Raw genomic sequence first — 12,449 nt, 5'->3', positions numbered from 1 at the left:
AGCTTGTCTTTATTAAAATGGCAATTCCTCTTCTTCCAGAACCAAGTCTGCCAAATCTGCACCAGCATTATTCTCACGAAGAGCTCGCTGTGCACGGCTTTCTAATAGCTGAAAGCCATTGCAAAGTACTTCTGTAACATAGTGGGTAACATTGTCCTTCTCATAGCGGCGAGTGCGAAGTTCACCATCTAGCGAAATCAAGCTACCTTTACTTGCATAACTTGCTAAGGTTTCAGCTAACTTGCCCCAAACAACGACATTGACGAAGTCTGCTTCTCGTTCGCCATTTTGCCCTTTGTAGCGACGATTGACAGCAAGGGTTGCACGCGCCACAGATTTATCATTAGCTGTTTTGTTTAACTCTGGTGTATTCACCAAGCGACCGATTAAAATTACTTTATTATACATTTTGCTTTCCTCCTAACTATTTATTCGTAAGAGAAAAGAAAAAATCGTGAAAATTCACGATTAAAAACTAATTTATTGCTTACCCTTGCCAATGCTTAGCTGGATCAAAGGCTGTTCCTACTACTTCTGAACTTGCTAATTCAATAATCCCACGTTTTTGCGGAGCATTGGGCAATTGTAATTCACGAGGGCTGCACATCATACCAAAACTCTTTTCTCCACGCAACTCACCAGGAAAAATCAAGTTTCCTTTTGGCATCATAGCACCCGGAAGCGCCACAATCGTCTTGAGACCTACTTTAGCATTAGGCGCACCTGCTACGATTTGAACCACTTTATCTGCTGCTACTTTTACTTGACAAATATTAAGGTGATCACTATCTGGATGAGCTACCATTTCCACAATTTCACCTACTACAAATTTTGGGGAAAGATCATTGACTAATTCTGGTTCAAAACCTGCTTGGCTCAATTCTTGATTCAGAATTGAAATTTCTTCATCTGTCAGAAAAACTTGCCCACGTTCGGTAATATTAAAAAGATTAGAAACCTGAAAAATATTCCAAGCAACTGTTTCTCCATTGTCCAAACGATAAATACGCGCTACGTTTCCCTTGCGTTCAGCAGCTAACTTAACTCCTTGACCGTCTGCAACAATCACCATCAGCACGTCTCCAACGTGCTCTTTATTATATGTAAAAATCATTATTTCTCCTATATGTTCAGTTTAACTGGGCTAAAAATTCATTGATTTGCGTCTTCGTTTTTCGCTCGCGATTAACAAAACGACCAAATTCTTGTCCATTTTCTAGGACTACTAGGCTAGGAATCCCATACACATCCCACTTTTTGGCAACTTCCATATAATCGTCACGATTGACCTCAACAAAGGTAAAATCAGGATTTTCTGCTTCAATCTCAGGCAAAAAAGGTTTAATAAAACGACAATCTCCACACCACTCGGCTGTGAAAAAGAACACAATCTTTCCTTCGCGTTTCACAAATGATGCCAATTCTTCTATATTTGCTGGAATCATCATTGTTCTTCCTCATAGGTCAATTCACCGTTTTCATACACAAATGTGAGGTGTCGATTATCTTCATACACCACACCACCAACCAATCGATGCTCATCTGACTTGTATAATTGCACATATAGTGTGGCAATATCGCCTAGCTCAGACAAACTTTTCCGAATTTCAGCAACTAATTGCTCACGCCACTCAGCTTCTTTTCGTTCGTCCAACGTTTTTTTAGTCGCATAAGCTGCAATCCCTACTCCCGCAAGTGCAGCCGTTGTTAATAGAATCTTTTTAGCTTTCATGACAATATTTTAACACAAAAGATAAATTGGGACAAATCGAAACACTACTGTTTTTTATCTTTGAATGCTACCCAACTATGATAGAAAATGATAAAATAAGAACAGAAAGAAGGTTAATGATGTCAGAATTATTTTCAAAAATCAAAGAAGTAACAGAAATTGCTGCCGTTTCAGGGCATGAAGCGCCTGTTCGCAATTATTTGCGTAAAAAAATCACTCCTCATGTAGACGAAGTCATAACTGACGGCTTAGGAGGCATTTTTGGAGTGAAACATTCAGAAACTGTTGATGCACCGCGTGTCTTAGTAGCTGCCCACATGGATGAAGTTGGCTTCATGGTGAGTGAAATCAAACCCGACGGAACTTTCCGAGTCGTTCAAATCGGAGGTTGGAATCCACTGGTTGTCAGCAGCCAACGCTTTAAATTATTTACTCATACAGGAGACGAAATTCCTGTTATTTCAGGCTCCATTCCACCGCATTTGACACGTGGAACAGGTGGACCAAGTCTACCAAGGATTGAAGACATCGTTTTTGACGGTGGGTTTGCTGATAAAGCGGAAGCTGAAAGCTACGGGATTCGTCCCGGTGACACGATTGTGCCAGACAGTTCCGCTATCCTCACAGTCAACGGCAAAAATGTCATTTCTAAAGCTTGGGATAATCGTTACGGCGTCCTCATGGTAAGTGAACTGGTTCAGGCACTTTCTGGACAAAAACTTGACAACGAACTCTATGTTGGGGCAAACGTCCAAGAAGAAGTTGGCTTGCGTGGTGCTCATGTTTCAACGACTAAATTTGACCCAGAAGTTTTCCTTGCGGTGGACTGTTCGCCTGCTGGCGACATTTACGGAGATCAAGGAGCTATTGGAGAAGGGACTCTGATTCGTTTCTTTGACCCAGGTCACCTCATGTTGCCAAATATGAAAGATTTCCTTCTAACAACGGCAGAAGAAGCAGGCATCAAGTATCAATACTACTGTGGCAAAGGTGGAACTGATGCCGGCGCCGCTCATCTCAAAAACGGTGGTGTGCCTTCTACAACAATCGGTGTCTGCGCACGTTACATCCACTCTCATCAAACACTCTACGCAATGGACGACTTTCTACAAGCTCAAGCTTTCTTACAAGCTCTTGTTAAGAAATTGGATCGTTCAACCGTTGATTTGATAAAAAACTATTAAAAAATGCATATTTGAAAAGGCTGTAGACAGTGATGTCTCAGCCTTTTTCTGCTCTCGTTTTTTCACTTATTGTTTAATCCCATTAACTTACGTAATTCGGGGATTCGTTGCAACTGTGGGACAATGAGCATTGTCACAACTACTCGTAAAGGAATTTCAAAAACAGACCATGCCCGAGTAGCGTATAGTGCAACAAAGGGTACTCCATATTGTAAATGGAGAGCTAAGGGCGTTAAGGTAAAGGTCCCTACTCCCATAACAGCGACAGTTGCTAGTGTCACCCAAAGCCAGTCTTTCTTCCGTTCAAATCGTAATTCTTTGCCATAAAAGAAATAACCATAGAGAATACCTTGCAAGGCTTCAATCAATGTAAACCAGATAATGAATGGTTGCCCCTGACTCAAAAAGAAAAAGGAAAGCATATCATATACGGCAGAAACCAGACCAGATAAAATCGGACCAGCGACACTTCCCATAAGGGTATAACCAATGAAAGCTGGGCTCAGCTTCAACAAACGAGGGATGACAAAGATTGAAAACTTCTCTAAGACAAAGCAGAGAGCTACAATCATAGCAAGGGCAACCAAAAGTTGCACCGACAACTTAGGCGAGTTTTTTCTCATATTCGCTCCTTTTCTTTCGGGAGCCGTCAAAATGACAGCGGATGCAATGGTCTACCGCACAAATGTTTCGTTGTATGGCAACATCCCATCCATACACACTTAACGCAGACCACTTACTCTGTGCAAATGAATTGCTCTTTCATTCTATCACATTTTAACTATTTAGAAAACCTCCTTTTACCTATCGCTTATTAGATATTTTCTCACATTTGCAAGGAAATAGAGAGAGCCTGTGATGAGCAGCAGCTCTCTCTCTCCATGCTTGACTTTTTTGTATTGCTCCAAATAAGGCAACCACTCTACATATGCTAACTTTTCTCGCTTTGCCAAACCTTGCATTTCTTCTGTTGAAAAACTCCGTGAATCCTCAAATGTAGTGAGAAATAATTGAGATTTGGAAACAGTTTTTAACAAAGCAACCATTTCATCCAAGACCTTGGTCTGAATACAAGAAAATAAAATGTGCTTTTGATAATCTGGGAAATAGCTTTCTAGGGAAGCTATCAGAGCTTTCATTGCATGAGGATTGTGCGCACCATCTAGCAAAATCAACGGTGCATTTGTAATTTTCTCCAAGCGAGCAGGCCAATACGTTCGTTTCAATGCCCGTCGCACCTCATTTTCACTCAACAATGATAAACCTTTCACGCTGCAATATTGATCACACAGTTCAATCGCCAGTCCCGCATTTTCAACCTGATGAATGCCCAAAAGAACAGTTTGATAGTCTTCTTTCTGCCGAAAGGCATTGGAAAAGAGGAAGTTTTCTCCCTCTTCTAAAACTTGCACAGACTCCACCTGATAATCTTTCCCATAGCGGACATGAGAAGCCTGATGTTGCTGAGCAATAGTGTGAATAACTGCCAGTGCTTCTGAAGAAATCTTGCCTGTCACCACTGGTACCCTCTCTTTGATAATACCTGCCTTTTGCACTGCAATGTCTGCCAGTGTGGTACCTAAAATAGCCATGTGATCTAGTCCGATTGTCGTAATAGCTGTCAAATCCGGTTGACACACATTAGTACTATCCAATAAACCACCCAGACCTACTTCCATTATGACCACATCTACCTCTTGCTGGCAGAAATAATCATAAGCCAATGCTGTGATAATCTCAAACTCTGTTATTTCCTGCAATATCGTATCATCTGCCTGCTTTTTTAATAACTCTTGATAAGATTGCAATAAAGAATAAAAGTCTTCGTCTGAAATAGGCAAGCCATTGACTGCAATTTGCTCATTATAATGAGTAAGATAAGGCGATGTAAATGTTCCAACACACAACTTCTTTACTTGCAATAGCTGACGTAAATGCGCAATCGTTGAGCCTTTTCCATTGGTACCTGCAATGTGAATGACCGAGATTTGTAAATGAGGATTACCTCGCAATGCTAATAGTCGTCTTACTCGTTCTAAGCCTAAATGCGGCTCTTTTGTTTGGTATTGGTGCAACCATCCTAACTGTTCTTCCTTTTGTATCATTGTCCTTCTCATCCAATCTATAATGCTCTCATTTTATCATAGAAGTGGGATTTCTACAAAAGGAATTTACCAAAAAATGATCAAGAAAAGAAGAGAAAAGCTATTGCGCACCAAATGACTGAAAACAGAGAATTCCAAACGAGGAAGCGGCTTGGGAATAAAGAGCGAAAACAGAAACCCTAAGCCCGTATAAACGATAAAACAAGCCAAGTCAGCTGGATTTCGTAAAAGGATAAATAACAAACTCCCTATCACAAAACTCGTTCGTGCTTGGTCTTTTGAAACTAAAAAATGAATAATAAATGACCATACTTCAGGCACCAGAGCTATCACATCAACACCCAACAAAAAAAGAGAGGAGTGGATGAATAGGCTCATAAATAATTGTTGACTTTCTGAAACAGTTGCCGCCCCTTCTAAAATCATCAGATAAACTCCTATCGCATTGATAAACACCATCATGAGATAAGATAATCGCAGTAGAGGCCAATAACGAGCCGTTAAGATTTCTGATTTAAAATCTGTTAACTCTCTGGAAAAATAGCGAAAATAAAGCAAGCCACAAGAAAATAGAATGAACAAAAATACAAAACTTGACTGCTGAAAGGTCAATGTTTTGGACAACGGCGTCGTCAGCAATACCAAGGCAATCTGTGTCAGAACGATTAGCAAACTCATTTGAAGAATATTTTTTATCTTTCTCATTTCAACTCCTTTTTCTACCTTTTTAGTATAAAATATTTCAAAGGTTTCCTCAGAAGATGCCCTAAAAAGTTATTTTTTATCTTCAAATAGTAAAAAATGAAAGCAAAATAAAATACATTTCCCTCAACAGTCCTTCTTTGTCCCACACCAACAAGTCAATGCAAAGTACCAACTCAAAAAAACAGGCAAAATCTCTTTTGGATTGTCTCCAATTAAGATTTTTCCTGTTTTTTGAATGATAATTTAGCTCTTGTTTTAGATCTATTTATTTATCTTCCTTCGTTAAAATTGCAAGTGTTTCAAGAAGATTGTCAACATGCACTTCAATGGTATCACCTGTCGCTTTAATTTTGACTTCAACGATGCGGTCAGCAGCTTTTTTCCCGATCGTCACACGGATTGGTAGGCCAATCAAGTCACTATCGCTGAATTTCACACCAGCGCGTTCATTACGATCATCTGTCAAGACCTCGTAGCCAGCTTTGAGCAGCTCCGCTTCTAGTTGTTCTGTCAAAGCAAGAGCTTCTTCATCTTTGACATTTACAGGGATTAGATGCACATCAAATGGTGCTAATTCTTTCGGAAAATTGATTCCCCAGACATAGCGATAATCTCCTTTTGGTGTCTTATTGACAAAGAGACGAGCGTGTTGCTCCATAACAGCTGATAAGAGGCGACTGACACCAATACCATAGCAGCCCATTACGACAGGAACTGCACGACCATTTTCATCTAAAACAGTCGCATTCATGCTTTCTGAATAACGAGTTCCTAATTTAAAGATATGTCCAATTTCAATGCCGCGTGCAAATTTCAAAACGCCTTGTCCGTCTGGTGAAACTTCTCCTTCACGCACCTCGCGAATATCTACATATTCTGCTGTGAAGTCTCGCCCTGGATTGACACCTGTCAAATGATAACCGTCTTCATTCGCACCAACAACTGCATTGCGAACGTCCTCCACCTTGCGATCTGCGATGATTTGAACATTTTCTGGAAGATGAACGGGTCCAAGAGAACCAAAGTTTGCACCAAACAGTTCACGAACTTCTTCTTCGCTTGCCGGTTCAAAGAAATCAGCACCCAAATAATTTTTCAACTTCACTTCATTCAGTTGATCATTTCCGACAAGCAGAGCCACGATAGGCTTTTCGTCAGCAATGTAAACCAAGGTTTTGATTGTTTGACTTTCATCAACATGAAGAAAAGCAGCGACTTCATCAATTGACTTGCAATCTGGGGTTTCTACACGCGTTAATTCCTCTTCTGCTACAACACGATTGCTTGGTTTGTATTCATTTGTTGCCATTTCAAGGTTTGCAGCATATCCTGACTCACTCGAATAAACAACAGTATCTTCACCAGACACCAACCAGCTCGTCAATTCTTCTTTTATCGCTTCTTGTACGTCTGTCGGAATTTCATCAAAGCTAGTGACTGACTTGTCTAGAACAACCCAGCGCGTAAGGTCGATACGGTCAGGTGTAATGGCCATAAATTCTTGGCTATCCTTTCCACCCATAGCACCACCGTCACCGATAATCCCTTTGAAATCAACCTCACTTCGTGTAAAAATATTCTCGTAGGCCGTCTTATACTCATCGTAAGTCACATCTAGGCTATCATAATTAGCATGGAAGCTATAACCGTCTTTCATGATAAACTCACGTGTCCGCAATAAGCCATTTCGAGGACGCTTTTCATCACGGTATTTAGCCTGAATCTGATAAAGATTAAGCGGTAATTGCTTATAAGATTTTACAGAATCCCGTACAATTGCGGTGAATGTTTCTTCATGAGTGGGTCCCAAGATAAAATCTGAACCTTCGCGATTTTTTAATTTATAAAGATCTTCACCGTAGGTATCATAACGACCTGATTCACGCCAAAGGTCGGCACTAAGGAGGGCTGGAGCTAACATTTCGACCGCACCGATTTTTTCGAATTCTTCTCGCATGATTTTTTTTACTTTTTCAATCACGCGATTAGCCAATGGTAAGTAAGAGTAAACACCTGCTGAAATTTGGCGGACATAGCCCGCACGCAGCATAAGTGCATGACTGATGACTTGTGCATCACTAGGCATTTCACGTAGTGTTGGGATTAACATTTTACTTTGTTTCATAAATTCTTCCTTTTATTTATTATTTAGAATTCACCTTTTAAAAGAAGGTTCTCATAATATCATTCCAGGTCACCGCAATCATTAGGAGTACCATAACAGCGACACCTGCCAACGTGACATAGGTTTCTGTTTCCTGTTTCAATGGCTTGCGACGAATGGCTTCAAGAAGATTGAGCACACTCTTTCCACCGTCAAGCGCTGGGATAGGAATGAGATTAAAAATACCAATATTTAGAGATAGCATAGCTAATAAAGCGATAACACTTTCAATTCCGCCTTTAGCAGCGTCACTACTGGCTTTGTAAATCGCCACAGGACCGCCTAGTTTATTGATGTCTGGGTGGAAAATTAAATTTTTTAAAGCGTCAAAGATGCGGAAACTAGCGTTCCAAGCCATGCTAAACCCACCCGCGATCATAGACGGAAAATCTGATTTCAAGCCCGGCATCACTCCTAATAGATATCTTCCTTGCTCTTTTTTAGGCTTAACTGTCAGCTCTCGAACTATATTTCCGCTTTTAACCGTCACATTTAGTTCTGACTGCCCTTTACTGTTTTTCGTCTCAGACTGAACAGCTTGAGTCAAATCCGACCAATTCTTGATTTCTGCTTGACCAACTTTTAAAATCTGGTCGTTATTTTTTACACCAGCTTGTGCCAAGGCACCGTCCTGTAAGACACGAATGTGATTTGTATTGGGATTGGCAACGCCACCCTGCATGAAAATCAACAACAGAAAAGCTACAATCCCCAAAATGAAATTGTTCATCGGTCCTGCAAAGTTGGTAATGAGGCGCCCACCTAAACTAGCATTTTGATACTGCACATCAAGCGGAGCAATCCGAACCTCTGTACCGTCTTCTTCTACGATTGTTGCGTCATGGTCAACCGCATAGGTCTTTTGTTCATCTAGTACCAAACCAGTGATTTCAAGCTTATCTTCCAAATCAAAGCCTGTCACATTCATGGGCAAAGCGGTTTGATCAATTTTCTTGCCCGAAAGGTTGATTCGGACGACCTTACCTGCTTCATTTAAAGTCAAACTAGCAGGTGTTCCGGTTTTAATCTCGGTCGAATCTTCGCCCCAACCAGCCATACGAACATAGCCACCCAGCGGTAACATCCGAATGGTATACGCCGTACCGTCTTTTCCGATATGAGCAAAAATTTTCGGGCCCATTCCAATAGCAAACTCCCGCACCAAAATGCCCGATTTTTTCGCAAAATAGAAATGTCCAAACTCATGAACAACTACAATAATTCCAAAAACAATGATAAAGGTGATAATTCCTATAATACCAGACTGCATTACACCAACCTTTCTACTTTCTGACATGATCATCTTACTGAATTGCACCCAGCAAATCAAGATTACTTCACTCGGCTTAAGATTTCCTTATAAAGTTCATTCACAAAGAGACTGGGATGAACGCTCCCCAGACTCTTACAATATATTATTTTTACAACAAAACGCAGTGGTGAGAAACTCTGTTAACTTTAGTCAATTTAGAGTTCCTATGCACAATTGATTAGGTACTTTAGTGCCAATCAATCACTGTCGAGTGGCAGTTCTAATCCCTTACTAGGGAAAGAACAACAACTATCCTAGTCAACTGTGCAGAGGGGAGTAACAAAATAAACTTCTTGCGAAATATTGATTTTTTATCTCATCTTCTCAGATTTCATTTTTCTGTGAGTGATTACAAAACAATCACGTTAGTCTGTCCCACTTCATTTTACCATTCTCATTAGAACAATCCAAAGAAATGCATCAAGGGAAAGACAAACAGCATGCTGTCAAAACGATCTAACACACCACCATGTCCGGGTATAAATTTACCAGAATCTTTGACTCCAAAATGGCGCTTAATCGCACTTTCTACCAAATCCCCAAACTGTCCTGCAATACTAAAGAATACTGTGGAAAGAAGCATGACAAACATATGATGAGGTGCGGCAACGTTTCTATCAAACAACATAAAAATAAATGTTACAAGGACTGCTGAAGCAATGCCTCCTAGGCTGCCCTCAACAGTTTTATTTGGTGAAACATGAGGAGCTAAGCGACGTACGCCATATCTCCGTCCGACCAAGTAAGCTCCGCTATCCGTTGCCCAGACGATAAACAAGGCTAAGAGCACTTTGTCAAAACCAGCTACCCGTGCATCTAGCAAAGCATTGAAGCCAATTCCCACGTAAAAACTCGCAGCGATTGGATAAGCCGCATCTTCAAAACTGTAATTTTTCCCTAGAACAGTTGAGCCTAATAGAAGAAAAACAACTAAACTATAGGCCACAACATTTCCATCTACCGGCAAAAATTTCAAATAGTTTTCGAGTGGAATCGTCAGCACAAAACCTGCTAACATGGCTAAGACACCTTCTAGTGTGGTACTTCTCAGCCCTTTCATTTGCAGCAATTCATGAACACCCAACATGGCTAGAAGCCCCATTCCAATTTGCAGAAGAGCGCCTCCTATCATCAAAACTGGAATGAAGATAGCAAGTGCCACTCCGCCAAAAATAACACGTCTTTGTAAATCCTTATCCATAAATTCTCCTACACACCGCCAAATCGACGATTTCGTTTACTATATTCTTCAATAGCTGCTTTCAAAGCTTTCTCATCAAAATCCGGCCATAAAATGTCTGTAAAATACAGCTCACTATATGCACTTTGCCAAGGTAAGAAATTACTCAAACGCAATTCTCCGCTCGTTCGAATGACCAAATCCGGATCGCGCAATAATCGAGGTAGACTGCTGGTTTGTAGATAATTGGCAATTATCTCTTCATCAATCTCGCCCGGACTGAACTTGGCGTCTAACACATCTTGAGCAATCATTTTAACCGCCTGAACAATCTCAGCACGACCACCATAATTCAAGGCAAAATTCAGAATCAAGCCTGTGTTGAGCCGCGTTAATTCTTCTGCTTTGCAAAGCGCATCATACGTTGCCTTAGGCAGCCGCTCCGTATCCCCAATCATTTGAATTTTTACGTTATTTCTATGCAACTCAGGCACATAACGGTCGTAAAATTCAACCGGCAAGTTCATGATAAAGCTGACTTCTTTTTCAGGACGCGACCAATTTTCTGTGGAGAAAGCGTAAACCGTCAATACTTGGACACCCAACTCTTTAGCTGCAATGGTAACGTTTTGCAAAGCTTCCATTCCAGACTTGTGTCCGAAAACGCGCGGCTGCATTCTCTTTTTAGCCCAACGACCATTCCCGTCCATAATAATACCGATATGTTTTGGTATTTGTAACGGAACTTCAATTTTTTCTTTTTTCTTAAAACTAAACATCTGCTTGTTTTCCTAATAAAGTTTTACATTTCATTATATCATAAATCCTCTAAAAATGGGATTTATGCTAAATTTCAGATAAAAAAGAAGCCGAAACATAAAAATTTTAGCTCCAACTTCTTTTTCACATTATTTTACGATAAAAATTAAATGCTTTATCTTTTTTAAATTCCTATTCTGCTAAGGGAATATTTATTACTTGGTTAGCTTGGGCGTCAAAATAGCTAATTGACAACGTCAAAGTAGTAAAAGAATTATTCTTAAAAGTTGTAAAAGAAACCTTTCAAACAAAAATAAAAAGAACTGGAGAAACTCCAATCCCTTTTTCTAGCTTAAAACACTACTATTCTTCTTCAATAGCTGTATCTTCTGACATATCAACACTTCCGTCTGCACCAGCAACTGCTGTGATTCCCTCTGTGAGAGGTAATACGGTCTTGATAGCTGTTAATTCAAATGTCAAGTAAACACCGTCTACATCAAGGACAACTGTTTTCTTTTCAGTATCGACTTCATCAACCGTACCATACAAGCCACCAATCGTAATGACTTCATATCCTTTTTGTAGTTTGTTCAAGCTTTCCATCCGTTTGTCTGCTTGTTTCTTTTGAGAACGTTGCATGAAGAACATCAAGCCCATCATCACAACCAACATGATTAAAATTGAAAAACCGTTACCCATTTTAGTCTCCTTTAGATTTCATATATTATCTACTATAGCAGATTCCTAAAGAATTTACAAGGAAGGGCTGAAATTTCTAAAAGGATTCCTCCTTAAACCTGACTAGCAGCGAATTCTTTTGACAGTATGCTCTGCTTTTTCCAAAAAGCGTAAAAAGTCAGCATAAGCGATATTGAGCGTTGTTGTATTGACAAAAGGATGAAAACCCACGGTCAAGTTCGGATCAACCTCCCGTCCACAATCAGCTGGACTTTCTTTTCCTTATCAAAAAGCAGCCCAAAGGGTGTAACCGCACCTGGCTCTACCTGTAAAAGCTCCTCCAGCTCCTTATCATTGGCAAATGATAATCGTTTTTCATCAAGGATTTCTGCCAAATGCTTGATATCTGCCGTTTTTTCGTCCCGCAAAATGACCAAATAAAATTGACGTCCCTTTTTATTTTTCAAAAAGAGATTTTTGACCTGTTGCCCCGGTAAGACAATTCCTTTTTCAGCTGCCTCAATAACGGAAGAAATTGGTTCATGATCCAGACGATTATAAGAAATTTTCAATTCATCCAACAGCTGATAAATCATACTTTCCTTTGTCATCTTCACACCTCCGAGA

General features: G+C 40.2%; 13 protein-coding genes, 1 pseudogene and 1 riboswitch. Of the genes and pseudogenes, 1 reads left to right on the top strand and 13 read right to left on the bottom strand.

What is annotated here, in order from left to right; all coding sequences use genetic code 11:
• Positions 1–12: 12 nt before the first annotated feature.
• The 4 genes from HMPREF2634_RS04600 to HMPREF2634_RS04585 form a co-directional block, all read right to left on the bottom strand.
• Entirely contained in the window at positions 13–408 is a 396-nt protein-coding gene (locus HMPREF2634_RS04600) for a single-stranded DNA-binding protein (protein ID WP_003026935.1), read from the bottom strand.
• Between the two features lie 79 nt (positions 409–487).
• Positions 488–1,114, bottom strand: coding sequence for a YtpR family tRNA-binding protein (ytpR, locus tag HMPREF2634_RS04595; protein WP_003026939.1), 627 nt, complete (start codon positions 1,112–1,114; stop codon positions 488–490).
• A gap of 16 nt (positions 1,115–1,130) precedes the next feature.
• Positions 1,131–1,448, bottom strand: a complete 318-nt coding sequence (locus HMPREF2634_RS04590) for a thioredoxin family protein (protein ID WP_003026942.1) — start codon at positions 1,446–1,448, stop codon at positions 1,131–1,133.
• A complete protein-coding gene (locus tag HMPREF2634_RS04585; protein WP_003026945.1) occupies positions 1,445–1,732 on the bottom strand; it encodes a DUF4651 domain-containing protein in 288 nt (95 codons plus the stop codon). The genes HMPREF2634_RS04590 and HMPREF2634_RS04585 overlap by 4 nt, the downstream gene beginning before the upstream one ends.
• Before the next feature lie 119 nt (positions 1,733–1,851).
• Between HMPREF2634_RS04585 and pepA the strand changes: the two genes are divergently transcribed.
• A complete protein-coding gene (gene pepA, locus HMPREF2634_RS04580; protein WP_021001243.1) occupies positions 1,852–2,916 on the top strand; it encodes a glutamyl aminopeptidase in 1,065 nt (354 codons plus the stop codon).
• A 62-nt stretch (positions 2,917–2,978) separates the two neighbouring features.
• Here pepA and HMPREF2634_RS04575 read toward each other — a convergent pair whose 3' ends face one another.
• From HMPREF2634_RS04575 to HMPREF2634_RS04535, 9 genes and pseudogenes are all read right to left on the bottom strand, one after another.
• The gene (locus HMPREF2634_RS04575; protein ID WP_021001242.1) at positions 2,979–3,539 is read right to left on the bottom strand and encodes a folate family ECF transporter S component; all 561 of its coding nucleotides are present in this window, start codon (positions 3,537–3,539) and stop codon (positions 2,979–2,981) included.
• 33 nt (positions 3,540–3,572) lie between these two features.
• Positions 3,573–3,662: riboswitch (THF riboswitch) on the bottom strand.
• Positions 3,663–3,716: 54 nt separating this feature from the next.
• On the bottom strand, positions 3,717–5,021 hold the full coding sequence (locus HMPREF2634_RS04570) for a bifunctional folylpolyglutamate synthase/dihydrofolate synthase (protein WP_003026955.1): 1,305 nt from the start codon (positions 5,019–5,021) through the stop codon (positions 3,717–3,719).
• A 66-nt stretch (positions 5,022–5,087) separates the two neighbouring features.
• The gene (locus HMPREF2634_RS04565) at positions 5,088–5,726 is read right to left on the bottom strand and encodes a hypothetical protein (RefSeq protein WP_003026958.1); all 639 of its coding nucleotides are present in this window, start codon (positions 5,724–5,726) and stop codon (positions 5,088–5,090) included.
• Positions 5,727–5,991: 265 nt separating this feature from the next.
• Positions 5,992–7,851 carry a proline--tRNA ligase gene (locus HMPREF2634_RS04560; RefSeq protein WP_021001240.1) on the bottom strand — a complete coding sequence of 620 codons (1,860 nt, stop codon included), beginning with the start codon at positions 7,849–7,851 and terminating at the stop codon, positions 5,992–5,994.
• A gap of 37 nt (positions 7,852–7,888) precedes the next feature.
• Positions 7,889–9,160, bottom strand: coding sequence for a M50 family metallopeptidase (locus HMPREF2634_RS04555; protein WP_070836361.1), 1,272 nt, complete (start codon positions 9,158–9,160; stop codon positions 7,889–7,891).
• Between the two features lie 439 nt (positions 9,161–9,599).
• Positions 9,600–10,403 (bottom strand): phosphatidate cytidylyltransferase, encoded by an 804-nt coding sequence (locus HMPREF2634_RS04550; RefSeq protein WP_003026966.1) that lies wholly within the window; start codon positions 10,401–10,403, stop codon positions 9,600–9,602.
• An 8-nt stretch (positions 10,404–10,411) separates the two neighbouring features.
• Positions 10,412–11,161: an isoprenyl transferase gene (locus tag HMPREF2634_RS04545; protein WP_021001238.1), complete on the bottom strand. Its 750-nt coding sequence runs from the start codon at positions 11,159–11,161 to the stop codon at positions 10,412–10,414.
• Positions 11,162–11,504: 343 nt separating this feature from the next.
• Positions 11,505–11,843, bottom strand: a complete 339-nt coding sequence (gene yajC / locus HMPREF2634_RS04540; protein WP_003026971.1) for a preprotein translocase subunit YajC — start codon at positions 11,841–11,843, stop codon at positions 11,505–11,507.
• A 102-nt stretch (positions 11,844–11,945) separates the two neighbouring features.
• Positions 11,946–12,433, bottom strand: a pseudogene (locus tag HMPREF2634_RS04535) (prolyl-tRNA synthetase associated domain-containing protein).
• Positions 12,434–12,449 lie beyond the last annotated feature (16 nt).

The sequence above is a fragment of the Streptococcus sp. HMSC034B03 genome (genome assembly GCF_001838575.1).
In the GTDB taxonomy this organism is placed as follows: domain Bacteria; phylum Bacillota; class Bacilli; order Lactobacillales; family Streptococcaceae; genus Streptococcus; species Streptococcus anginosus.
The sequence above is the reverse complement of the archived record's forward strand: the minus strand, read 5'-3'. Positions and strand labels throughout refer to the sequence as shown.

Coding starts and splice junctions, on each gene's coding strand:
- HMPREF2634_RS04575 (WP_021001242.1), bottom strand. CDS start 3,539: ATGAGAAAAAACTCGCCTAAGTTGTCGGTGCAACTTTTGGTTGCCCTT.
- yajC (WP_003026971.1), bottom strand. CDS start 11,843: ATGGGTAACGGTTTTTCAATTTTAATCATGTTGGTTGTGATGATGGGC.
- ytpR (WP_003026939.1), bottom strand. CDS start 1,114: ATGATTTTTACATATAATAAAGAGCACGTTGGAGACGTGCTGATGGTG.
- HMPREF2634_RS04560 (WP_021001240.1), bottom strand. CDS start 7,851: ATGAAACAAAGTAAAATGTTAATCCCAACACTACGTGAAATGCCTAGT.
- HMPREF2634_RS04555 (WP_070836361.1), bottom strand. CDS start 9,160: ATGCAGTCTGGTATTATAGGAATTATCACCTTTATCATTGTTTTTGGA.
- HMPREF2634_RS04590 (WP_003026942.1), bottom strand. CDS start 1,448: ATGATGATTCCAGCAAATATAGAAGAATTGGCATCATTTGTGAAACGC.
- HMPREF2634_RS04570 (WP_003026955.1), bottom strand. CDS start 5,021: ATGATACAAAAGGAAGAACAGTTAGGATGGTTGCACCAATACCAAACA.
- HMPREF2634_RS04600 (WP_003026935.1), bottom strand. CDS start 408: ATGTATAATAAAGTAATTTTAATCGGTCGCTTGGTGAATACACCAGAG.
- HMPREF2634_RS04585 (WP_003026945.1), bottom strand. CDS start 1,732: ATGAAAGCTAAAAAGATTCTATTAACAACGGCTGCACTTGCGGGAGTA.
- HMPREF2634_RS04565 (WP_003026958.1), bottom strand. CDS start 5,726: ATGAGAAAGATAAAAAATATTCTTCAAATGAGTTTGCTAATCGTTCTG.
- HMPREF2634_RS04550 (WP_003026966.1), bottom strand. CDS start 10,403: ATGGATAAGGATTTACAAAGACGTGTTATTTTTGGCGGAGTGGCACTT.
- pepA (WP_021001243.1), top strand. CDS start 1,852: ATGTCAGAATTATTTTCAAAAATCAAAGAAGTAACAGAAATTGCTGCC.
- HMPREF2634_RS04545 (WP_021001238.1), bottom strand. CDS start 11,161: ATGTTTAGTTTTAAGAAAAAAGAAAAAATTGAAGTTCCGTTACAAATA.